Genomic DNA, 22,597 nt, shown 5'->3' on the forward strand with positions numbered 1-22,597 from the left:
TGCTGCCATTTCAACGATTTGCGCGAGGCAGAAAAATCTTTGCCCTTTTAAGGAACGCTGTTAGTGCGCCTCGTCCCAATTGCTGGCGGCGCGCGCATCGACCCTGAGCGGCACGCGCATTTCGAGCGCCGGCATGGTGGCGTTTTCCATGACCGAGACGATTGTTGGCATCGCCTTTTCGACATCCTCGTCCTCGACCTCGAAGATGAGTTCGTCATGCACCTGCAGCAGCATGCGGACGCGATCGGCAAGGCCGACGTCAACAAGCGCCGGCTCTATCTTGATCATCGCCCGGCGGATGACGTCGGCAGCCGAGCCCTGGATCGGCGCGTTGATCGCCGCACGCTCGTTAAAGGCGCGCACGGAGGGATTGGACGAGCGGATTTCGGGATAGTTGATGCGGCGACCGAAGATCGTCTCGACATAACCCTTGTCGCGCGCCATGGCCTTTCGGCTTTCCATATAGTCGCGGATGCCGGGGAAACGCTCGAAATACTTCTTGATGTAGTCGCCGGCTTCCGAACGCTCGATCGAAAGCTGATTGGCGAGGCCGAAGGCCGAGATGCCGTAGATGATGCCGAAATTGATCGCCTTGGCGCGGCGGCGCACCTCACCCGGCATGCCTTCCACCGGCACGCCGAAAATTTCCGACGCCGTCATGGCGTGGATGTCGACGCCATCTTCGAAAGCCTTGGTCAGCTGCGGGATCTCGGCGACATGGGCAAGCACGCGCAGTTCGATCTGGCTGTAGTCGGCGGAGATCAGCTTGTGGCCAGGCGTCGAGATGAAGGCGGTGCGGATCTTGCGGCCTTCTGCGGTGCGCACCGGAATGTTCTGCAGGTTCGGCTCGGAAGAGGACAGGCGCCCCGTGGTCGTCGATGCCAGCGAGTAGGAGGTGTGGACCCGCTTTGTCTCGGGGTGAACGTAACCCGGAAGCGCGTCGGTATAGGTGGATTTCAGCTTGGTGACCTGGCGCCAGTCGACGATCTTGCGCGGCAATTCGAAACCGGCGGCGGCCAGATCCTCGAGCACCTGAGCGGAGGTGGACCATTGGCCGGTCTTCGTCTTGCTGCCGCCGGCAAGGCCCATCTTGCCGAACAGGATATCGCCCAGCTGCTTCGGCGAGCCTATGTTGAAGCGCTCACCGGCCAGCACGTAGATCTCGTCCTCGAGCCTTGCTGCACCCTGGGCCAGTTCGCCGGAGAGGCGCGACAGGATCTGCCGGTCGACGGTGATGCCGCGCGCTTCCATGCGCGCCAGTACCGGCAATAGCGGCCGCTCCAGCCGTTCATAGACGCTGGTCAGCCCTGCCGCCGCCAGGCGGGGCTTCAGCACCAGCCAGAGGCGCAGTGTCACGTCGGCATCTTCGGCGGCATAGTGGGTGGCGCGGTCGATATCGACCAGATCGAAGGTGACGTTCGCCTTGCCGCTGCCCGCCACGTCCTTGTAGGGGATGGGCGTATGGCCGAGGAATTTTTCCGAGAGCGGGTCCATGCCGTGCGCGCCGGTGCCGGCGTCGAGCACGTAGGAGATCAGCATCGTGTCGTCGAAACTCCTCGTCTCGATGCCGTAGCGCTTCAACAGCAGGTAATCGTATTTCAGGTTCTGGGCGACCTTGAGAACCGATTCGTCCTCCAGCAATGCCTTCAGCCGCGGCAGGGCATCGCGCATGGGAATCTGGTTGTCGGCAAGGCCGCCGCCGAGCAGATCGCCGACGCCGTTCTTATGGACGAGCGGCACATAGGCGGCACGGATCTTCGTGCCGGTGGGATGGGCCGTATTGTCGGCGATCGCCAGCGAAAAGCCGACCAGTTCGGCCTGCATCGCATCCAGCGACGTGGTCTCGGTATCGAAAGCAACGAGGCCGGTAGCGCGCGCATCGGCGATCCAGCGGTCGAGCGTCGCCAGATCGCGGATCGTGACATAGGCCGAATGATCGAAGGGCAGCGTCGCGAAGGCCTCGGCCCGCGCCTTGGCAAGATCGGCGGGCGAAAAGGCGCCTTCGACGGCGGTCTTCGCCTTGGCACGCGGCGGCACCGGCACGGATTCGCCCGAGACGTCGGGGATGCCGCCGGCAACGGGCTCGGGTTCGGCCGCATCGAGATCCGGGCCGCGCGCCGTCTCACCCCATTCGATGCGGACGATCGCCGGTTCGATAGCGCCGGCATCGCAATCGCAGGCTTCGGCGACGCGGCGCGTCAGCGTGGTGAATTCCATCGTCTTCAGGAAGCCGATCAGCTTCGGGCCGTTCTGCGGTTCCAGCACCAGCGCGTCGAGATCGAGATCGAGTGGCACGTCGGTGCGCAGCCGCACGAGGTCGCGCGAGAGCCTGGCCATGTCGATATTGGCGAGGATCGTCTCGCGGCGCTTGACCTGCTTGATCTCGGTGGCGCGTTCGAGCAGCGTATCAAGATCGCCGTATTCCTCGAGAAGCTGGGCGGCGGTTTTCGGGCCGATGCCGGGAATGCCGGGAACATTGTCGACCGAATCGCCGGTCATTGCCTGCAGGTCGATCATCTTTTCCGGCGGCACGCCCCATTTCTCGACGACATCGGGAATGCCGATCTGCTTGTCCTTCATGCTGTCATACATATGGACATTGGGGCTGACGAGCTGCATCAGATCCTTGTCGGAGGAGACGATGGTGACATCGGCGCCAGTCGCTTCGGCCTGGCGGGCATAGGTGGCGATGATGTCGTCGGCCTCGAAGCCTTCGGTTTCGATGCAGGGCAGATTGAAGGCGCGGGTCGCCTCTCTTATGAGGCCGAATTGCGGGATGAGCTCTTCCGGCGGAGCGGAACGGTTCGCCTTATAGGCGTCGTAGAGATCCTTGCGAAACGTCTTGGCGGAATAATCGAAGATGACGGCGAGATGTGTCGGCGTCACGCCGACATCGGTGTTGCGCGCATCTCTCAACAATTTCCACAGCATGTTGCAGAAACCGGACACGGCGCCGATCGGCAGGCCGTCGGTCTTGCGGGTCAGCGGCGGCAATGCATGAAACGCCCGGAAGATGAATCCGGAACCATCGACTAGGAAGAGGTGATCGCCTTTTTTCATGCGTGCATGGATAGCGCGGGCATGGGACGAGGTCCATATGGAGTTCGGCATAAAATTCGGCGCGCGAAAAGGATTATGGCGTTCGGAGCGTCACACAGCGCCGCACGTCTTTTCGGCCGCGCAAAGGACGCTGAGCACTTGGCGTTGCTGCATAATTTTATCCTTCCATCGATTCCGATCTCAGGAATTGTGCGGCAGGGATTCCGGCTCACCAAACTGTTACCGATTTGTAACGATTGTCCTCCCTTGAAAAACCACATTCTGAGCCACAAATCGATGTCACCGGCGCTTGATTGCGTCGCGGGTCTGATTACCGGCTTGTCCCCCGCCGCATCAGGCTTGGACAAAGGCCTTATCCCCCTCTCCGGGCCTTTGTCCCCACTTTAAAGTCGCCATGGCCAACCTCCAGGCCATGGCGACTTTTGTTTTACCAGGCACTCGAAATTATCATCACGGCTCGCATGTTTAGGAGCATCGTATGCGATTTGCTGCATTGTCTCCGGCATGGTTTTGAGCCTAACTTGCAATCATGGGATTTAACCGCATGGATTCGGGAGCCTACCTTGCCAGCCAGCTGGCGAAGGGCTTTGCCCGCTCGCTGCACCAGCGCGCGGCCGGTCTCGGCTTTTCTCCGGGCCAGTTCCCCATTCTGCTGGAACTCTGGGCCGAGGACGGACTGACCCAGAAACAGCTTCTCGAGCGGGTCGATATCGAGCAGGCGACCATGGCCAATACGCTTTCGCGTATGGTCCGCGACGGGCTGATCGAACGCCGGCCGCATCCCTCCGACAAGCGGGCGCAACTGCTCTTCCTGACGCCGAAGGCCCGCGCCATGGAGGCCGAGGCGATCGAGACCGCGCGCGAGGCCGACCTTGCGCTGTTCAAAGGCTTCAGGGTTTTCGAGCGCGAGCTGACGCTCGAATATATCCGACGGCTTCTCGAAAACGCCAAGGCGCTCTGATTATTGCATAAGTCCTTAAATCGGAATCGATTTAAGGATAAAATTATGCAGCAATTCAACGTGTTACAGCGACCTTTGCGCGTCTGAAAAGACGCGCGGCGCTGTAAGATCACTCGCCGGCACGGAGTGCGTGTCGTAGTGAGGACATCCCGGTTTCGACCTTCGCGGTCAGAGCGTTTTCGTGGGCGGCAAGCTTGACGCTCGGCTCGACATCCGGCTTGCCGAGCAAATGGCCCTGCACTTGCGCGCAGCCTTCCTCGACGACGATCCGGCGCTGCATTTCGGTTTCCACGCCTTCCGTCACGACGGGCATGCCGAGGCTATGGCCAAGGCCGATGATGGCGCGCACGATCGAGCGCGCCGCCGCATCGTGTTCCAGCACGCCGGTGAAACTGCGATCGACCTTGATCTTGTCGAAAGGGAATGACCGCAGGTTGGAGAGCGAAGAGAAACCCGTGCCGAAATCATCCATGACGATGTGCACGCCGAGCTTGCGCAGCCGCAGCAGCGTCGTCATCACCCGGTCGCGATCGCGAATGAGGGCCGTCTCGGTGATCTCGAGCTCCAGCCGGTCGGGCGCAAGCCCGGTCTCGGTGAGGATCGCCTCGATCCGCTCACAGAGGTTCGGCAGCATGAATTGCACCGGCGAAAGATTGACGGCGATCATTAACGGCAGCGGCCAGCGCACGGCCTCCCTGCAGGCCTGCTGCAACACCCATTCGCCGAGCTGGACAATCGAACCGCTTTCCTCGGCAATTGGAATGAAGATATCGGGCTCGGTCAAGCCGTGGCCTGGCCGGTTCCAGCGCATCAAGGCCTCGTAACCGCCGATCTCGCCGCTCAGCGCATCGAGGATCGGCTGATAGTTGACATGGATCTGGTTGCGGGTGATCGCATGGCGCAGTTCGCTTTCGATCTGGCGGCGGTTGCGTGCGGCCTTGTCCATTTCCGCATCGAAGAAACAGACCTTGCCGCGCCCGTCATGCTTGACGCGGTAGAGCGCCGTATCGGCATTGTTGCAGAGTTCTTCGGCCGTAGCCCCATCGGCGGGATAGAGTGCAATGCCGACGCTGACGCCGACGGCGGTGGGATCGCGCGCCGTGTCCATCTCGGCCGCGAACTCGTCGAGGATCGCGGCGGCAAGCTTTTGCGCCGCCGCCGGCTGCTGGCCGGCGGGCTGGATGATGGCGAATTCGTCGCCGCCGAGGCGGGCGATCGTATCGCTTTCGTCGGCCACGCGGCGCAGGATCGAGGCGACCTTGCCGAGAATGCGGTCGCCTTCGGCATGACCGAAGATATCGTTGACGGCCTTGAAGCGATCGAGGTCGAGATAGAAGAGGGCAACCTCGCTGTTCTTGCGTTCGGCCATCTGCAGCGCCTGCCGGATGCGGGTATCGAACAGCGACCTGTTCGGCAGGTCGGTGAGCACATCGTGGTGGGCGAGATGCTCGATCATCTCCTCGGCCTGCCTACGCTCGGTGAGGTCGCGTATCGCCAGCACCTCGCAATTATGCCCCCGATAGACGATCCTGCTCGCCGTCACCTCGACGGCGATCTCCCTGCCGTTTCTGGTATTGAGCAGCGTCTCGCCGGGCCGGTTCTGCCCTGTGCCCTGAATAGCGCTCAAAACAGCCGATGGCGCCTTGCCGGCAAGATCGGCGAGCTTCCAGCCGGAAAGCCCCTGGAAGCGTTCATTGGCATCGATGATCCGGCCGGCGCGCAGGATCAACAGCCCTTCCTGCGAAGCATTCGCAAGCCCCCGCAGATCCGTCAGGTGGCTTTCGATAAAGACCACCGCGAGCGCAATCAGAATGAGCGCCGTCGCCGCCACCACGACGATCGCAGCAAGCAGGCTGGCGTCGAGCACCGTTGCCGGAACTTGCTTGCCGGGATCCGGCACGAGGGTGATGCTGGCCATCGAGATGAAGTGGAGAGCGCAGATCGCGAGAACGAAGGTGATTGACGAGGCGAGGAGCCGCTTCAGTCCCTTCAATCGGAAAAAGGCGTGAAAGGCAGCACTCGACAGCAGCGCGCCCGCAAGAACCGCGCTCAGCGTCATGACGGGGTCATAAACGATTAACGCCTGCGTTTCGATCGCCTGCATGCCGGTCAGGTGCATGGAGGCGATGCCGAACGCCATAAGCACGCCGCCGCGGATGTGCGAAAACCTGCCGCGGCTTTGCGAAGCGACGACGATCGCCGCCCACGAGACGACAACCGACAGCAGGAAGGAAAGCGCCGTCAGGCCGAGCTGGTAGCCGATCGGCATGCCGCCGTCATAGGCCAGCATCGCGATGAAATGCGTTGCCCATACGCCGGTGCCGAAAGCGAAAGCCGAGGCGCCGATCCAAAGCCTGCGCCGTCCGGCATCGCATTCCTGAGCGCGGGACAGCGGCAGCATCGCCGCCATCGCGCCGACCAGGCAGACCGCGGCCGCCACAAGCACCAATCGCCAATCGTGATCGTCCCTAATACATGCAATGACCGAAAACATCTGTCCCTCCCACAGCTGAATTCGGTCAGGTTATTTAGGTTATGCTAAATAACTGTAAATTGAATTAGAGTTCTCTTCTATATTATCCAGCAAATCTTCTGATATTTGATCTTTGCCCGGCCGGCCTTTGGCGCCGCCGATTTTTTGTTTTTCCGCCTCGCCTGCCTTTCTGGTTTGGTCTATCGTCCGGCCGAATTTCAAGAAAGGAGTCGAAAATGACCGATATCAATCAGGTGCTTGCGCGCGCGGACCAGAACCTTCCCTCGAGCCTCGACACGCTGTTCGAACTTCTGCGCATCCAGTCGATTTCCACCGATCCCGCCTACAAGGCCGAATGCCGAAAGGCTGCGGAATGGCTCGTCGCCTATCTTGAAGGGCTCGGCTTTACGGCCTCGGTGCGCGACACCCCCGGCCATCCGATGGTGGTCGCCCACCATGCCGGCGCTTCCGCCGATGCGCCGCACGTTCTCTTCTACGGCCATTACGACGTTCAGCCGGTCGATCCGATCGAGCTCTGGGACAACGATCCCTTCGAGCCGTCGATCAAGGATGTCGGCGAGGGCCGCAAGATCCTGACCGGACGCGGCACCTCCGACGATAAGGGCCAGCTGATGACCTTCGTGGAGGCTTGCCGCGCCTATAAGGAGATCAACGGCGCGCTTCCCTGCCGCGTCACCATTCTTTTCGAGGGCGAGGAGGAATCCGGCTCGCCATCCCTGAAGCCCTTCCTTGAAGCCAATGCTGCCGAGCTCAAGGCCGATTATGCGCTGGTCTGCGATACCGGCATGTGGGACCGCGACACGCCGGCGATCGCCGCAGCGCTGCGCGGCCTCGTCGGCGAGGAGGTGGTCGTCACCGCCGCCGACCGCGATCTGCATTCCGGTCTGTTCGGGGGGGCGGCGGCCAATCCGATCCATATTCTCGTCGAGGCTCTCGCCGGCCTGCATGACGAGACGGGCCGGATCACGCTTGACGGTTTCTATAACGGCGTCGAGGAAACGCCCGACAACATCAAGGCGTCCTGGGAGACGCTGGGGAAGACCGCCGAAAGCTTCCTCGGCGAAGTCGGCCTTTCCATTCCATCCGGCGAAAAGGGTCGCTCGGTGCTGGAACTGACCTGGGCGCGGCCGACCGCCGAGGTCAACGGTATCTCGGGCGGATATACCGGCGAAGGCTTCAAGACAGTCATCGCCGCCAAGGCCTCGGCCAAGGTTTCGTTCCGGCTTGTCGGCACGCAGGATCCGGCCGCCATTCGAGAGGCTTTCCGCGCCTATATCAGGTCGAAGATTCCCGCCGATTGCTCGGTCGAATTCCATGCGCATGGCGGCTCGCCGGCGATCCATCTCTCCTATGATTCACCTGTTCTGACCAAGGCGAAGACGGCGCTTTCCGACGAATGGCCGAAACCCGCCATCGTCATCGGCATGGGCGGATCGATCCCGATCGTCGGGGATTTCCAGAAGATGCTCGGCATGGAATCGCTGCTCGTCGGCTTCGGCCTCAGCGATGACCGCATCCACTCGCCGAACGAGAAATACGAGCTTGTCTCCTACCACAAGGGCATCCGCTCCTGGGTGCGGATTCTTCAGGCGCTCGCCGCCTGAGGCAAACGGCGCGTCCTCAGCCAAGACGCGCGATGCAAGCGCAACAACAAAAAGGCCGGTTCAAACCGGCCTTTCGTCGTCCGCTCGCCTCAGTGCCAGTTCATCCGTGGTCAAGGAGAAAGCGGTATGGCAGTGAGACTGGCCGTGAAAGGTTAACGGGCCGTTAACGACGGCGGCGTTCAAGTCCGACGTATTTGCGATTTCATGCGGCACATCGCATCACAAAATCCCCCTCGTTCAAGCTGCGTTCATCGCGGCCGAAGTATAAGCCATTGAAAGACAAGGAAAATGGTGACGCCCTAACAAATGCGGGCGATCGCTCTATGTTATCTTCCAGATGGCATACGCCAAGAAAAAGCAGCTAAGCGCTGCCGGAAAACACGCCAACGAGGAGTGAGAAGCGTGAAAAATCTCATTGTTAAAATCGCCGCAGCCGGCCTGTTTGTGCTGGCTCCGGCTATGGCGCAAGCTGCCGAGGGCTACTCGACAACGAACGTCAACATGCGTGCGGGTCCAAGCACCCGATACCCCGCTGTCGCCGTCGTGCCTGCCGGTTCTCCCGTCGAAATCCGTGGATGCCTTTCCAACGTCAACTGGTGCGACGTCGAATTCTATGGCGGCCGCGGCTGGGTTTCCGGCCAATATGTGCAGGTCGCCTACCAGCAACGCCGTGTCTATGTCGGTCCGCAATATTACCGCCCGCTCGGCATTCCGATGATCGGCTTCAGTGTCGGTAACTATTGGGACCGCAACTACCGCGACCGCGATTTCTATCGCGACCGCGACCGCTGGAGCCGCGGCCCCGACTATTACTACCGCAACCGGGATCGGGATCGCGACTATGGGGATCGCAACCGGGATCGCGACCGGGACTGGCGCGACGACAACCGAAGGGACGACCGCAGAGACGATAATCGCAGGTCGGACCGTCGTCGGGATAATGACACCAGAGGCAACACCAGGAGCTCGGATTTCCGTGACCTGCCGCAGTTCAGGGGCGGGAAAGCCGACACCTACAACCGCCCCGACCCCCGGGCTTCGCCCTTCGTCTGCCGCCCAGGCGACCCGTCCTGTGACTGAAATATAGGAGGCGGCAGCAATGCCGCCTCTCTTCTCAAGGCCGGCTGCAAGAAAAAGCCCGGCGCTCCCATGAGGGATGCACCGGGCCTGATGTCGATCGGCGCGTGTTGAGGGGAGACGGCCGATCATGCGCGGGACGTGAGGGGTTGTCCCGCTTGTTCTTAAACAATCGCGGAGCCTATTGGTTCCGCCGATCTGACAGAAGATATTCGGCGGAGTGCCGAAAGCAGCGCGCACATGTCTGCGCGGCGCCCGTAAATCACCTTCCGCCGGCTTTCCTCCATCCTGTCGGGCCGGCAGCCGCTTTATCCAATTTTGTCGAAGCGATCATTGATACCTGCCCGGATGCCGGGCCTGTCGCAGCGCGGGCGAGCGCAAGCCGGCGCGATGCATGCATATTTATGACCGTCGCAATGAATGGCATTTATGCCGGCAAGAGGTCCCAGAAATTTCGATGTGAGGCAATTTGATGTGAGGGCAGCGTGATGCCCTTGTCTTGCGGGATTCTTTGTTGCAATTTTGTGGCGTTGCGGATCGATCTCGATCCGCTCGAGGCTGGATCATAATGACGCAAGACTACCTGGCTTTCCCAAGGCTTTTCGGCGCTCGGGCAGCCGCCACAGATGTGACCGTTTGGCACAAACACAACCCGATCCTTCCTGTCCGCCTTACCGACGGAGCGAGCCTCAACCCTTCCGGCCAGATCTGGCGGCGCTTTCATCTGGGCGAGTGGGAGTATAAGCAGGACCCGGAAACGCTCGACGATTACGAGGCCCGCCAGTTCTGAAGGCCAATGCATGTGGCCGCTTTAGCGGCGCGATCTGCTTTGCTTTCCATTATTAATACCCCGTTAAATCGCCGCAATTACAGTTCAGTCGGATGATCACGTCGCCTAAGCGCGCCGTTGTGCGAAGCCAAGCTTCGCGATCGAACATGGGGTGTGACCGGTCGGCGATGGCAGGCAGAGGCAGATCAGGCGACAGAATCGAACCGTCTTTCAGCGGCCGCCCGGCACGCGACGATGATGAGTTTTCGCTCGATGCCGACGATCGCATCGCCGGAAGCCGATCCCAGCGCCGCGGCGGCTCAAAACCGCCGCAGCAGCGTGCCGCCCCGCGGAAGCGGCGCGAGCCGCGAGAGCGCGAAGGCGGCGTTTTCGGCTTCCTGCGCCGGGCGATCTACTGGTGCGTCGTACTGTTTATCTGGGCCGGCATCGGCGTTGCCGGGCTGGTGGTCTATTATGGCTCGCGCATGCCGAGCGCCAGCACCTGGGCGATCCCGGAACGGCCGCCGAACGTCAAGATTACCGCCGTCGACGGCAGTGTCATCGCCAATCGCGGCGCCACCGGCGGCGAGGCGCTGTCGCTCGAAAACATGTCGCCCTATATTCCGGAAGCCGTCATCGCCATCGAGGATCGGCGGTTCTATTCGCATTTCGGCGTCGATCCGCTCGGCCTCGGCCGGGCTGTCGTGACCAACTTCACGGCCGGCCACATGGTGCAGGGCGGCTCGACGCTGACGCAGCAGCTTGCCAAGAACCTGTTCCTCTCCCCTGAGAGGACGCTGGAACGCAAGGTGCAGGAGGTGCTGCTGTCGCTCTGGCTGGAGCAGAAATACACCAAGGACCAGATCCTTGCGATGTATCTCAACCGGGTGTTCTTCGGATCGAACGCCTATGGCGTCGAGGCGGCCTCACGCCGATACTTTAACAAATCGGCGCGAGACGTGAACCTCGGTGAGGCCGCGGTGCTGGCCGGCCTGCTCAAGGCGCCGTCGCGGCTTTCACCGGCGCGCGACCCGGAAGCGGCCAATGCGCGCGCCCAGCTCGTGCTTGCGGCCATGCGCGAGCAGGGCTTCATCACCGATTCCGAGGTCAAGACGGCGATGTCGCAGACCCCGGCCTCGGCCAAGAGCTATTGGTCAGGGGCCGGGCACTACGTCGCCGACATGGTGATGGACGAGCTGCCGGGCCTGATCGGCGAGGTCAAGGAAGACGTCATCGTCGATACCACAATCGACAAGTCGCTGGAAAAGAAGGCCGAGCAATCGCTGGTCGACGTGCTCGACAAGGAGGGCGGCAAGCTCGACGCCTCGCAGGCGGCCCTCGTCTCGATCGACGGCACCGGTGCGATCCGGGCGCTGGTCGGCGGCAGGGACTATGCGACGAGCCAGTTCAACCGCGCCGTCAAGGCCAAACGCCAGCCGGGTTCCTCGTTCAAGCCCTTCGTCTATGCCGCCGCCCTCGAAAAAGGGCTGACGCCCTTTTCGGTGTTCAACGACGCGCCGATCCGCATCGGCGACTGGACGCCCGAGAATTACGAGAAGAAATACAATGGCGAGGTGACGCTGGCGACGGCGCTCGCCAAATCGCTGAACACGGTGGCCGCCCAGCTGGTGATGTATGATGGGCCGGATCAGGTGATCAAGCTTGCCCACCGGCTCGGCATCGAAAGCGAGCTGCAGCCGAACGCCTCGATCGCGCTCGGCACCTCGGAAGTGTCGCTGATGGAACTCACCGCCTCCTATGCCGCCTTCATGAACGGCGGCTACAAGGCGACGCCGCACGTCATCCGAAGGGTGACGACCGCCGAGGGCAAGGTTCTCTACGAAAATACCTATGACAGCCCGCCGCGAGTACTCTCCGAGCAGATCGTCACGCAGATGGATGCGATGATGATGGGCGTCATCGACAACGGCACCGGCAAGAGCGCCAAGATCCCCGGCTGGCAGGCGGCCGGAAAGACAGGCACCACGCAGAATTCCCGCGACGCACTGTTCGTCGGCTTCACCAGCAACCTCACCACTGGGGTCTGGTTCGGCAACGACGACGGCAAGCCGATGAAGAAGGTGACCGGCGGCGGCCTGCCGGCCAAGGCCTGGAAGGAATTCATGATCGCCGCCCATAAGGGTCTTTCGCCGGCGCCGCTCTTCGGCAACGGTCAGCTGATCGCCGACCCCAACAATGGCCAGCCGATGGCGCAGGCGGTCCCTGGTGATGGACAAGCGGGTAATGGACAGGCGGGCAGCGGGCAACCGATGACGGCCGAAGCGCCGCCGTCGACGATCGGCGGTATCATTTCCGGCGTCTTCGGCGGCAACGACAATGCAAACCGCTATCCGCAGGCGCCTGCCCGGCAGCAGCCGGCAACCTCCGGCAACGGTCCTGTTCCACCGGCAGACATTGCCGAAGGCAGCGAGAGCATGGTTCCGCCGGGCGATCTCGGGTCGTCGCAGACGACCTCGTCCGTCCAGCCGCGGCGCACGACGCTGCTCGATCTGATTATGGGCCAGTGAGATCTTTGCTGCATGGCCGGCGCCAGCGCGATGCCGTGAAACGCGGTCGCCCGGATTTGATTGAGCGACGCCCTTTCGCCCTGGGTTTGGATGGATGTCGTTATCTTGGAACCGCGGCACGTTTCCGGGCGACATGCATGAGAAATCGGCTGCTTTCCGGCGATGAGGCGAGCTCTTTCCCGGTGACTGTAAAAATTGAATGCAACACATTCGTTTTGCTGGATTCCGAGCCATATCTCGCCTTGCAGTCCAGAAAACCGCTCCTTATATACGCCGCATCACCGCAATCACGATTGCGTAATCTTAAGTAGACCCATCCCGTAAGGGGCTGTCAGGGAAATGCCTTCTCGGGGTTCCGACAGCTTGCTTCAAGGAGAGAATGACATGGCAAAAGTAATTGGTATCGACCTTGGAACGACGAATTCCTGCGTCGCAGTCATGGACGGCAAGGACGCGAAGGTTATCGAGAATGCGGAAGGTGCGCGTACGACCCCTTCCATGGTGGCCTTTTCCGATGATGGCGAACGCCTCGTCGGCCAGCCGGCCAAGCGCCAGGCCGTCACCAACCCGACGAACACGCTCTTTGCGGTGAAGCGCCTGATCGGCCGCCGCTACGAAGATCCGACCGTCGAGAAGGACAAGCACCTCGTTCCCTTCACCATCGTCAAGGGCGACAATGGCGACGCCTGGGTCGAAGCCAATGGCAAGGGCTACTCGCCCGCACAGATTTCCGCGATGATCCTTCAGAAGATGAAGGAAACCGCCGAATCCTATCTCGGCGAAAAGGTCGAGAAGGCCGTCATCACCGTTCCCGCCTACTTCAACGACGCGCAGCGCCAGGCAACCAAGGATGCCGGCCGTATTGCTGGTCTTGAAGTGCTGCGCATCATCAACGAGCCGACCGCTGCCGCACTCGCCTATGGCCTCGACAAGAAGGAAGGCAAGACGATTGCCGTCTACGACCTTGGCGGCGGTACCTTCGATATCTCGATCCTCGAGATCGGCGACGGTGTTTTCGAAGTGAAGTCCACCAACGGCGATACTTTCCTCGGCGGTGAAGACTTCGACATGCGTCTCGTCGAATATCTCGTCGGCGAGTTCAAGCGGGACAACGGCATCGACCTGAAGAACGACAAGCTTGCCCTGCAGCGCCTCAAGGAAGCTGCGGAGAAGGCAAAGATCGAACTTTCGTCCTCGCAGCAGACCGAAATCAACCTGCCGTTCATCACCGCCGATGCCTCCGGCCCGAAGCATCTGACGCTGAAGCTGACCCGCGCCAAGCTCGAGAGCCTGGTCGACGATCTCGTTCAGCGCACGATCGCACCGTGCAAGGCAGCCCTCAAGGATGCCGGCGTCACCGCGGCCGAAATCGACGAGGTGGTTCTCGTCGGCGGCATGAGCCGCATGCCGAAGGTCCAGGAAGTCGTCAAGCAGCTGTTCGGCAAGGAGCCGCACAAGGGCGTCAACCCGGATGAAGTCGTCGCGCTCGGCGCCGCCATCCAGGCCGGCGTTCTGCAGGGCGACGTCAAGGACGTTCTGCTGCTCGACGTGACGCCGCTGTCGCTCGGCATCGAGACGCTCGGTGGCGTCTTCACCCGCCTGATCGAACGCAACACGACGATCCCGACGAAGAAGAGCCAGACCTTCTCGACCGCCGAAGACAACCAGCAGGCCGTCACCATCCGCGTTTCCCAGGGCGAGCGTGAAATGGCTGCCGACAACAAGCTGCTCGGCCAGTTCGACCTCGTCGGTCTGCCGCCGTCGCCGCGCGGCATGCCGCAGATCGAAGTCACCTTCGACATCGACGCCAACGGCATCGTGCAGGTTTCGGCCAAGGACAAGGGCACCGGCAAGGAACAGCAGATCCGCATCCAGGCTTCCGGCGGTCTTTCCGACGCCGACATCGAAAAGATGGTCAAGGATGCCGAAGCCCATGCCACCGAGGACAAGAAGCGCCGCGAAGCCGTCGAAGCCCGGAACCAGGCCGAGAGCCTGATCCATTCGACGGAAAAGTCGCTGAAGGATTACGGCGACAAGGTTTCCGAGGCCGACCGCACCGCGATCTCGGATGCGATCGCCGCGCTGAAGACCGCTTCGGAAGCGACCGAGCCGGATGCCGACGACATCAAGGCGAAGACCCAGACGCTGATGGAAGTGTCGATGAAGCTCGGCCAGGCGATCTATGAAGCGCAGCAGGCCGAAGGCGGCGCTGCCGGCGATGCCTCCGCGGAAGGCGGCGACAATGTCGTCGATGCCGACTACGAGGAAATCAAGGACGACGACCGCAAGAAGTCCGCGTAATCCGCGACGGCGTGGTTATGCTTCAACACCTGATCCGGCTGCTCACCATGGCAGCCGGAAATCCATTTCCGGGGTTTAATCCTTAATGGCAAAAGCGGACTTTTACGAAACTCTGGGTGTAGCCAAGTCGGCGGACGAGAAAGAGCTGAAAAGCGCCTTCCGCAAACTGGCAATGAAATACCATCCGGACAAGAACCCGGATGACAAGGACGCCGAACGCAAGTTCAAGGAAATCAACGAAGCCTACGAGATGCTCAAGGACCCGCAGAAGCGGGCGGCCTATGATCGCTACGGCCATGCGGCCTTCGAGCATGGCGGCATGGGCGGCGGCGGTGGCGGCGGATTTGCCGGCGGCGGTTTCTCCGACATCTTCGAGGATATTTTCGGCGAGATGATGGGTGGCGGACGCGCGCGCCAGCGCTCGTCGGGCGGCCGCGAGCGCGGCGCCGATCTTCGCTACAATATGGAAATTACGCTGGAAGAATCTTTCTCCGGCAAGACGGCGCAGATCCGCGTTCCGACATCGATTACCTGCGACGTCTGTTCGGGTTCCGGCGCCAAGCCTGGCACACAGCCGAAGAACTGCGGCACCTGCCAGGGAACGGGGCGCGTGCGCGCGGCGCAGGGCTTCTTCTCGATCGAGCGGACCTGCCCGACCTGCCACGGCCGCGGCCAGATCATTCCCGATCCCTGCCCGAAGTGCCACGGCCAGGGCCGGGTGACGGAAGAGCGTTCGCTGTCGGTCAATATTCCCGCCGGCATCGAGGATGGTACGCGCATCCGCCTGCAGGGCGAAGGCGAAGCCGGCGCCCGTGGCGGACCGGCGGGCGACCTCTATATCTTCCTGTCGGTCAAACCGCATGAATTCTACCAGCGCGACGGAGCCGATCTCTATTGCGCCGTGCCGATCTCGATGACGACGGCCGCTCTCGGCGGAACCTTCGACGTGGCGACGCTCGACGGCACCAAGTCGCGCGTCAGCGTGCCCGAGGGCACGCAGGCCGGCAAACAGTTCCGCCTGAAGAGCAAGGGCATGCCGGTGCTGCGTTCGGCGCAGACGGGCGACCTCTACATCCAGATCCAGATCGAGACTCCGCAAAAGCTCACCAAGCGCCAGCGCGAGCTGCTGCAGGAATTCGAGCAGCTTTCCTCCAAGGAGAACAATCCCGAATCGACGGGCTTCTTTGCCCGCATGAAGGAATTCTTCGAAGGCTGATGCGATCGATCGATCCATCTCAAAAGCCGGGGACGGAAACGTCTCCGGCTTTTTTGCTTTGCCGTGTTCTCCTGGCGCTTTTGCAATTGCCCCAATTTGCGACATTCGCCGTTCGCGCCGGGCAAATTGTCCCGGATCGGCACGGTGACGGGGCGGAACATGTCTTGCGTTAACGCAGCCATATGATGCCGCTTGCAAGTTTTCCAAATGAATTCAGTCTCTGCCGTCAGTCGGGAACAACAAAACCAAGGGTATCTGCCATGGCGCCAGCCTTTTCCTCTCAGTCCGAAGATGTCGACGTTCTCGCCGGCGCCCTCTACACATGGTGCGCCGAGCGCAACATCAAGCTTCGCAGCCAGCAGGGCCTTTCCATCGCCAGCATCGCGATCGACCTCTATCATGCCGGCCACCAGACGCAGGACGATCTGCTGATGGCGCTGCACGAATGCGAGATTCATTAAAGCGCGTCGCGATCTTTCAGATTCGCTCCTTGCGCTTAACTCTTTGTTTTAACGGATGCGTCCGGTCTTGTCTTGATGTCCCCCAATTGCCGCACGGCCGCAGGTGTCCGGATATCACCCGGACCCAGCTCATGCTCTGCGTAAGGCGCGGTGGAATCAGGCGGCGGTTTCGGCCGTTTCGCCAACCATGAGGGTGAGGATGGTCTTGACCGCTTCCTTGCCCGCTGTTGAGCTCAGTCTGTCGTAGCTCAGGGCAAGCGCATAGGCATCGGCGCTGAGTTCGACCCGGCTGCCGAATTGCGATACGCCCTCGAAAAGCGCAGAGATCTCGACATCGAGAAAAACCGCGATCTGATGCAGCTTGCTGGCGGAAACGCGGTTCGCGCCTTTTTCGTATTTCTGGATCTGCTGGAAAGTCAGTCCGAGTGCTTCGCCAAGCTCGAGCTGCGAAACACGGCGAAGGGCGCGAAACTGTCTTACGTTGCGACCGACGATAATATCAACCGGATCTGGCACTTCATCGCTCTCTAATACCTAAACAGTTCGTTTACCATATCGTTTTCATCGGATAACTCAACCCTGCAGTTGCAAAATTCAACCGACTTTTTTTGGGCCTTACGTTACGTCAGCGACCTCAGGGGAATGCGGCAAAAGCCCGAATATCCGGCGCTTGGAGATGTTGATCGTGACCGCCGACGATCTCGGCCCAGCGCTGTCGGGCCATCCGCTCACAGGTTGTATTTTTAGCCGATTGGAGCGTGGCTAGGCCGCCCTTTACATCGAGAGGGTGTCGGACGCCAGGACCTCGGTCACAGGATCCGCTGGAAATACCACCCCGGTCCGACACAGGAACACGATCCCCGGCAGTCAAGCTGCCAGCCTTGCTATCAACGCCGCTTAGGCTTAGCAGTCACGCATCACGATTCCGGACATTCGATGCCGCACAAGGTTTCTCTTTCCCGTCTGAAGCTGACAGACTTCCGTAACTATGCGTCGGCGGCCCTTGCCCTTGACGGCCGGCACGCCGTGCTGACGGGAGACAACGGTGCCGGCAAGACCAATCTCATGGAGGCCGTCTCGCTGCTTTCGCCCGGCCGCGGCCTGCGCCGCGCCGCCTATGGCGACATTACCCGGGTCGGCGCATCAGGCGGTTTTTCGATCTTCGCCGCCCTCGACGGCATGGAAGGCGACGTCGAGATCGGCACCGGCATCGAAAGGGGCGAGGAAACCACCGCCCGCAGGCTGCGGATCAACGGTACAACAGCCAAAACCGCGGACGAACTGACCGAGCATCTGCGTCTTCTCTGGCTGACGCCGGCGATGGACGGCCTGTTTACCGGCGCCTCCTCCGACCGGCGCCGCTTTCTCGACCGTCTGGTGCTGTCGCTCGATCCCGCCCACGGCCGCCGCGCCAGCGATTTCGAGCGCGCCATGCGCAGCCGCAACAAATTGCTGGATGAAGGCCGCTTCGACCCCTCCTGGCTGGCCGGCATTGAGGAACAGATGGCAAGCCTCGGCATCGCCATGGCGCTCGCCCGGCAGGAAATGCTCGGCCTGCTGAGCCGGCTGATCGAGGAGACCCGCGAGAACTCGCCCTTCCCTTCGGCATCGCTGCAGCTCTCGGGCTTCATGGACGGTCAATTTTCGCGCCCCTCGGTCGACCTCGAGGATGATTACGCGGCGATGCTGGCGGAGAGCCGCTACCGCGATGCCGGCGCAGGGCGTACGCTCGAAGGGCCGCACCGGGCCGACCTCATCGTGCACCACCGCGAAAAGGCGATGGAGGCGGAGCGCTGCTCCACCGGCGAGCAGAAAGCCCTGCTTGTCGGCCTGGTGCTTGCGCATGCGCGCCTCGTCGGCAACCTCACCGGCCACGCGCCGATCCTGTTGCTCGACGAGATCGCGGCCCACCTCGACGAGGGACGTCGGGCCGCGCTGTTCGACCTCATCGATGGGCTCGGCGGCCAGGCCTTCATGACCGGGACGGATCGCGTCATGTTTTCGGCGCTGGGTGACAGGGCGCAGTTCTTTACAGTTGCCGACGGAAGAGTGTTTGAATGACGGAAGCGGCTTTTCCCGGCCTCCAGCGCCATGATAACGTCGGCGCCATGGAACCGCTCAGCCCCGACGAAATCGCCCGCTATCACCGCCACATCCTGCTTCCCGAGATCGGTGGCGCCGGTCAGCAGAGGTTGAAAGCCGCCCGGGCGTTGGTGATCGGCGCCGGCGGCCTCGGTGCGCCGGTTCTGCAATATCTGGCCGCAGCCGGGATCGGCACGCTCGGTATCGTCGATGACGACCGGGTGTCGCTGTCGAACCTGCAGCGCCAGGTGATCCATGATTCCGGTACGATCGGCGAATTGAAAACCGAGAGTGCCGCCCTCGCCATCGCCCGGCTCAATCCGCATGTCCGGCTGATGCGCTTCGAGGAACGCTTTTCCCCGGAGACCGCCCGCCGGCAATTGTCCGGCTTCGATCTCCTGATCGACGGCTCCGACAATTTCGTCACGCGGTACGCTGCCGCCGATGCGGCGGAGGAAGCACGCATTCCGCTCGTCAGCGGCGCCGTCGGGCGCTTCGATGGCTCGCTGACGGTTCTCAAACCCTATGAGAGCGCCGAGGACGGAACACCCAACCCAAGATATCGCGACCTGTTTCCGGAAGCGCCGCCCGCGGGGCTCATTCCCGCCTGCGCCGAGGCCGGCATCATCGGCGCGCTCACCGGCGTCATCGGTACGATGATGGCGATGGAGGCGATCAAACTCGTTACCGGCACCGGCGAACCGCTGATCGGACGGCTGCTGCTCTACGACGCGCTTGCGGCCCGCTTCGACACGGTCCGCTACAAAAGGCGCCGCACGCGGGAGGGGCAGACCGGATGACGATCCTCCGCCTCGACCAGAGCTTCACGCGCTGGGACGAACTGCTCGCACTGATCCTCGCCGCCTTCGCCTCGATGGATGGCAGGATCGACCCGCCATCCTCGGCGCTCAAGCTGACGGCGGTATCACTGGCGGAAAAGGCCGAGGCCGAGATCGGCCATGTCGTCATCGACGGCGAAAAGCTGATCGGCTGCCTGTTTCTGCGGCCGGAGGCCGATTGTCTCTATGTCGGCAAGCTCGCCGTTCTGCCGGAGGTGCAGGGCAAGGGTCTCGGCAAGCGGCTGCTGGCGACCGCGGAGGAAACGGCCGCAGCGCTCGGCCTTCCCGCTTTACGGCTGGAAACGCGCATCGAACTCACCGATAATCACGCCGTGTTTGCCGCCTGGGGATTTTCCAGAACCGCCGAAAAGGCACATCCCGGCTTTGCCAGGACGACCTTCGTCGAGATGCGCAAGGTCCTTGCACCGCCGGTCCGCACCGCCTGAATCAGCGCACAGCCTTCAACGGCCCGGCAGCACCCGATTCGGCGGCCTGTGGCCGTCGATGAAGGTGCGGATATTGATGATCACCTTGTCGCCCATGTCGATGCGGCCTTCGATCGTCGCCGAACTCATATGCGGCAGCAGCACGACCTTGCCCTCATTGGCAAGCTTGACGAGCTTCGGGTTGACGGCGGGCTCGTTTTCGAAAACGTCTAGCCCGGCACCGGCAATCCGGCCCTCCCTCAGAGACTTGATCAGCGCAGCTTCATCGACCACGTCCCCGCGCGCGGTGTTGACGAGATAGGCCGTCGGCTGCAGCAGCGCCAGACGACGCGCCGAGATCAGGTGGAAAGTCGCCGGCGTCGACGGGCAATTGACTGAAACGATGTCGACGCGGGCGAGCATCTGGTCGAGGCTTTCCCAATAGGTCGCCTCCAGCTCGTCCTCGACGGCCGGATTGACGCGCTTGCGGTTGTGGTAGTGGATCGACAGGCCGAACGCCTTGGCGCGGCGGGCGACCGCCGTGCCGATGCGGCCCATGCCGACGATGCCGATGCGCTTGCCATGAATGCGCCGGCCGAGCATCCAGGTGGGAGACCAGCCGGCCCATTCGCCCGGCTTGTCGGTCAGCACCCGCGCACCTTCGCCAAGCCTTCTCGGAACCGCGAGAATGAGAGCCATCGTCATGTCGGCGGTGTCCTCGGTCAGCACGTTCGGCGTGTTGGTGACGGTGATTCCCTTGCGCGCCGCCGCCTCGACATCGATGTGGTCCGTACCGTTGGAGAAGCTCGCAATCAGCTTCATCTGCGGCCCCGCCTGGTCGATCAGCGCCGCGTCGATACGATCGGTGACGGTCGGCACCAGCACCTCGGCGGTCCTGACGGCGGCGACAAGCTCGGGAACCGAACGCGGCGCGTCGTCGATGTTCAGCTCGGCGTCGAAGAGTTCCCGCATGCGGGTTTCGACGGCATCCGGCAATTTGCGGGTGATGTAGACCTTCGGTTTTTTCTTCGCTGTCATGGCTGGCTGTGGTGCCTTGTTCAGAGGTCTTTAACCAAGAAAGGGGATAACTTTTCCATTCCGGGCATTTTCTACCAGACCCGCACGCGAAGACAAACAAAACTCGTGGTGCAGCCGGGGAATGTCAATGCCCGGACAGCGAGCAGGCTGGGTCTCGCCCGCGAATTCGAGCAAACGGAAGTTTTCCATGCGCAGCAAAGTCCTGAAGTCCTGCCTCGCCGTCGCGATCGCTCTGACCACATCCCTGGCCACCCTGGAACTTGCCCATGCGCAGGCGGCCAAGGGACCGAGCGGACTGCCTTTGCCGCGTTTCGTCACGCTGAAATCCAAACGCGTCAACCTGCGCATCGGCCCGGGAACGGATTACGCGGTTTCATGGATGTACCTGAAATCCGGCCTGCCGGTGGAGATCATCCAGGAATACGACAATTGGCGCCGCATCCGCGATGCCGACGGCACCGAAGGCTGGGTCAACCAGTCGCTGCTGTCAGGCCAGCGCGCGGCGATCGCCGCTCCGTGGATGAAGACCAAGGGCAAGGGTATCTTCGTCAATCTGCGCCGCGAGGCGCAGCCCTCCGCCTCGATCGTCGCCAAGCTGGAACCCGGCGTGATGGTGACGATCGGCGAATGCAACGGCGACTGGTGCCGCGCCGAAACCGACGGCGCCTCGGGCTGGGTGGCGCAGTCGGAAATCTGGGGCGCCTATCCCGGCGAAGCCTTCAAATAAGCCCGGCCTGTTTGGCGGCCTCGGAAAGCGAGGTCATCGGGCGCGGGCCGATCTGCTGGATGACGATGCCGGCGGCGAGGCAACCGAGCTTGCCGCAATCCTCGAGAGACCGTCCCTGCGTGTAGCCATAGAGGAAGCCGGAGGCGAAGAGATCGCCGGCCCCCGTCGTATCGACGACCTCCCTAATCTTGATCGCATCGACGTAATAACGCTCGCGGCCCTTCAGAATGACGGCGCCGTTCTCGCTCATGGTCACGGCGGCGATCTTGCAATCGGTGGCGATCCTGTTCAGCGCCTCCTCGAAATCGTCGGTTTCGTAGAGCGACAGTGCTTCCTGGCGATTGGCGAAGACGATATCGACCTTGCCGGAGCGCATCAGATCGAGGAATTCGCCGCGATAGCGGCCGACGCAGAAGCTGTCGGACAGCGTCATCGACATTTCGCGGCCGTTTTCATGGGCGATGCGGGCACACTCGAGGATCGCTTCCTTGGCGCGCGGCGGATCCCAGAGATAACCTTCGAAATAGGTGACCTTGGCGTCGGCCACGACGTCGGTCTCGACATCCTCGGGACCGAGCTCGACGCAGGCGCCGAGATAGGTGTTCATCGAACGCTCGCCATCCTCGGTGACGAAGATCATCGAGCGCGCCGTCGGCGGGAAGGTGCCCTTGGGCCGGGTCTGGTAGTGAACGCCCTGGGCACGGATATCGTGCGTGAAGATGTCGCCGAGCTGATCTGCGGCGACATTGCCGAAATAGGCAGCTTTGCCGCCGAGGTTGGCCACACCAGCCGCCGTGTTGCCGGCGCTGCCGCCGGAGGCTTCGAGCGCCGGCCCCATGCGCGAATACAAGAGTTCGGCGCGCTCGGCATCGATGAGGTTCATCGCTGCCTTGGTGATCTGGTTGTCAATGAGGAACTGGTCGTCGCAACGGGCAATGATATCCACGATTGCGTTGCCGACTGTCAGAACATCGAATCTTGTCATGAAAAGGGAGGTCCCGGATTTGTGATAGCC

Annotated in this window: 17 protein-coding genes; 12 read left to right on the forward strand and 5 right to left on the reverse strand. The window is 62.0% G+C overall.

Annotated elements, in window-relative coordinates:
- Positions 1-60: 60 nt before the first annotated feature.
- Positions 61-3,060, reverse strand: coding sequence for a DNA polymerase I (gene polA, locus CO667_RS04305; RefSeq protein WP_097617314.1), 3,000 nt, complete (start codon positions 3,058-3,060; stop codon positions 61-63).
- 544 nt (positions 3,061-3,604) lie between these two features.
- Between polA and CO667_RS04315 the strand changes: the two genes are divergently transcribed.
- Positions 3,605-4,021, forward strand: coding sequence for a MarR family transcriptional regulator (locus CO667_RS04315; RefSeq protein WP_097617215.1), 417 nt, complete (start codon positions 3,605-3,607; stop codon positions 4,019-4,021).
- A 109-nt stretch (positions 4,022-4,130) separates the two neighbouring features.
- On the opposite strand, the gene CO667_RS04320 is transcribed toward CO667_RS04315, so the two are convergent.
- Positions 4,131-6,515: an EAL domain-containing protein gene (locus CO667_RS04320; RefSeq protein WP_097617216.1), complete on the reverse strand. Its 2,385-nt coding sequence runs from the start codon at positions 6,513-6,515 to the stop codon at positions 4,131-4,133.
- A gap of 215 nt (positions 6,516-6,730) precedes the next feature.
- Here CO667_RS04320 and CO667_RS04325 point away from each other — a divergent pair, with 215 nt between their 5' ends.
- The 7 genes from CO667_RS04325 (at position 6,731) to CO667_RS04355 (ending at position 16,471) form a co-directional block, all read left to right on the forward strand.
- The gene (locus CO667_RS04325; RefSeq protein ID WP_097617217.1) at positions 6,731-8,119 is read left to right on the forward strand and encodes a M20/M25/M40 family metallo-hydrolase; all 1,389 of its coding nucleotides are present in this window, start codon (positions 6,731-6,733) and stop codon (positions 8,117-8,119) included.
- 402 nt (positions 8,120-8,521) lie between these two features.
- A complete protein-coding gene (locus tag CO667_RS04330) occupies positions 8,522-9,199 on the forward strand; it encodes an SH3 domain-containing protein (protein ID WP_097617218.1) in 678 nt (225 codons plus the stop codon).
- Between the two features lie 565 nt (positions 9,200-9,764).
- A complete protein-coding gene (locus CO667_RS04335; protein WP_097617219.1) occupies positions 9,765-9,986 on the forward strand; it encodes a hypothetical protein in 222 nt (73 codons plus the stop codon).
- A 167-nt stretch (positions 9,987-10,153) separates the two neighbouring features.
- On the forward strand, positions 10,154-12,493 hold the full coding sequence (locus CO667_RS04340; protein ID WP_097617220.1) for a transglycosylase domain-containing protein: 2,340 nt from the start codon (positions 10,154-10,156) through the stop codon (positions 12,491-12,493).
- 384 nt (positions 12,494-12,877) lie between these two features.
- A complete protein-coding gene (gene dnaK / locus CO667_RS04345) occupies positions 12,878-14,794 on the forward strand; it encodes a molecular chaperone DnaK (protein WP_097617221.1) in 1,917 nt (638 codons plus the stop codon).
- 85 nt (positions 14,795-14,879) lie between these two features.
- A complete protein-coding gene (gene dnaJ / locus CO667_RS04350) occupies positions 14,880-16,010 on the forward strand; it encodes a molecular chaperone DnaJ (RefSeq protein WP_097617222.1) in 1,131 nt (376 codons plus the stop codon).
- A gap of 260 nt (positions 16,011-16,270) precedes the next feature.
- Positions 16,271-16,471, forward strand: a complete 201-nt coding sequence (locus tag CO667_RS04355) for a hypothetical protein (RefSeq protein ID WP_097617223.1) — start codon at positions 16,271-16,273, stop codon at positions 16,469-16,471.
- 156 nt (positions 16,472-16,627) lie between these two features.
- Here the strand turns inward: CO667_RS04355 and CO667_RS04360 are convergent, their stop codons facing one another.
- On the reverse strand, positions 16,628-16,987 hold the full coding sequence (locus tag CO667_RS04360; protein ID WP_097617224.1) for a helix-turn-helix transcriptional regulator: 360 nt from the start codon (positions 16,985-16,987) through the stop codon (positions 16,628-16,630).
- A 420-nt stretch (positions 16,988-17,407) separates the two neighbouring features.
- Here CO667_RS04360 and recF point away from each other — a divergent pair, with 420 nt between their 5' ends.
- The 3 genes from recF to CO667_RS04375 are packed head-to-tail and all read left to right on the forward strand — an operon-like array spanning position 17,408 to position 19,838.
- The gene (gene recF / locus CO667_RS04365; RefSeq protein WP_097617225.1) at positions 17,408-18,532 is read left to right on the forward strand and encodes a DNA replication/repair protein RecF; all 1,125 of its coding nucleotides are present in this window, start codon (positions 17,408-17,410) and stop codon (positions 18,530-18,532) included.
- A complete protein-coding gene (locus tag CO667_RS04370) occupies positions 18,529-19,353 on the forward strand; it encodes a molybdopterin-synthase adenylyltransferase MoeB (protein ID WP_097617226.1) in 825 nt (274 codons plus the stop codon). Before recF ends, CO667_RS04370 begins: the two co-directional genes overlap by 4 nt.
- On the forward strand, positions 19,350-19,838 hold the full coding sequence (locus CO667_RS04375; RefSeq protein WP_097617227.1) for a GNAT family N-acetyltransferase: 489 nt from the start codon (positions 19,350-19,352) through the stop codon (positions 19,836-19,838). Before CO667_RS04370 ends, CO667_RS04375 begins: the two co-directional genes overlap by 4 nt.
- A 15-nt stretch (positions 19,839-19,853) precedes the next feature.
- On the opposite strand, the gene CO667_RS04380 is transcribed toward CO667_RS04375, so the two are convergent.
- Entirely contained in the window at positions 19,854-20,855 is a 1,002-nt protein-coding gene (locus CO667_RS04380) for a D-glycerate dehydrogenase (protein WP_097617228.1), read from the reverse strand.
- A 187-nt stretch (positions 20,856-21,042) separates the two neighbouring features.
- On the opposite strand from CO667_RS04380, the gene CO667_RS04385 reads away from it, so the two are divergent.
- Complete coding sequence (locus CO667_RS04385; protein ID WP_097617229.1) at positions 21,043-21,582, forward strand: SH3 domain-containing protein; 540 nt, start codon at positions 21,043-21,045, stop codon at positions 21,580-21,582.
- Here CO667_RS04385 and CO667_RS04390 read toward each other — a convergent pair.
- Entirely contained in the window at positions 21,575-22,567 is a 993-nt protein-coding gene (locus CO667_RS04390; RefSeq protein ID WP_097617315.1) for an adenosine kinase, read from the reverse strand. The two genes, CO667_RS04385 and CO667_RS04390, sit on opposite strands and share 8 nt — an antisense overlap.
- Positions 22,568-22,597: the final 30 nt, after the last annotated feature.

The sequence above is a fragment of the Rhizobium sp. L43 genome (assembly GCF_002531725.1).
Taxonomy (GTDB): Bacteria; Pseudomonadota; Alphaproteobacteria; order Rhizobiales; family Rhizobiaceae; genus Rhizobium.

Bases quoted from the DNA above. Each gene is read 5' to 3' on its own strand.
- polA (WP_097617314.1), bottom strand. From the start codon at position 3,060: ATGAAAAAAGGCGATCACCTCTTCCTAGTCGATGGTTCCGGATTCATC.
- CO667_RS04315 (WP_097617215.1), top strand. From the start codon at position 3,605: ATGGATTCGGGAGCCTACCTTGCCAGCCAGCTGGCGAAGGGCTTTGCC.
- CO667_RS04320 (WP_097617216.1), bottom strand. From the start codon at position 6,515: ATGTTTTCGGTCATTGCATGTATTAGGGACGATCACGATTGGCGATTG.
- CO667_RS04325 (WP_097617217.1), top strand. From the start codon at position 6,731: ATGACCGATATCAATCAGGTGCTTGCGCGCGCGGACCAGAACCTTCCC.
- CO667_RS04335 (WP_097617219.1), top strand. From the start codon at position 9,765: ATGACGCAAGACTACCTGGCTTTCCCAAGGCTTTTCGGCGCTCGGGCA.
- CO667_RS04340 (WP_097617220.1), top strand. From the start codon at position 10,154: ATGGCAGGCAGAGGCAGATCAGGCGACAGAATCGAACCGTCTTTCAGC.
- dnaK (WP_097617221.1), top strand. From the start codon at position 12,878: ATGGCAAAAGTAATTGGTATCGACCTTGGAACGACGAATTCCTGCGTC.
- dnaJ (WP_097617222.1), top strand. From the start codon at position 14,880: ATGGCAAAAGCGGACTTTTACGAAACTCTGGGTGTAGCCAAGTCGGCG.
- CO667_RS04355 (WP_097617223.1), top strand. From the start codon at position 16,271: ATGGCGCCAGCCTTTTCCTCTCAGTCCGAAGATGTCGACGTTCTCGCC.
- recF (WP_097617225.1), top strand. From the start codon at position 17,408: ATGCCGCACAAGGTTTCTCTTTCCCGTCTGAAGCTGACAGACTTCCGT.
- CO667_RS04370 (WP_097617226.1), top strand. From the start codon at position 18,529: ATGACGGAAGCGGCTTTTCCCGGCCTCCAGCGCCATGATAACGTCGGC.
- CO667_RS04375 (WP_097617227.1), top strand. From the start codon at position 19,350: ATGACGATCCTCCGCCTCGACCAGAGCTTCACGCGCTGGGACGAACTG.
- CO667_RS04380 (WP_097617228.1), bottom strand. From the start codon at position 20,855: ATGACAGCGAAGAAAAAACCGAAGGTCTACATCACCCGCAAATTGCCG.
- CO667_RS04385 (WP_097617229.1), top strand. From the start codon at position 21,043: ATGCGCAGCAAAGTCCTGAAGTCCTGCCTCGCCGTCGCGATCGCTCTG.
- CO667_RS04390 (WP_097617315.1), bottom strand. From the start codon at position 22,567: ATGACAAGATTCGATGTTCTGACAGTCGGCAACGCAATCGTGGATATC.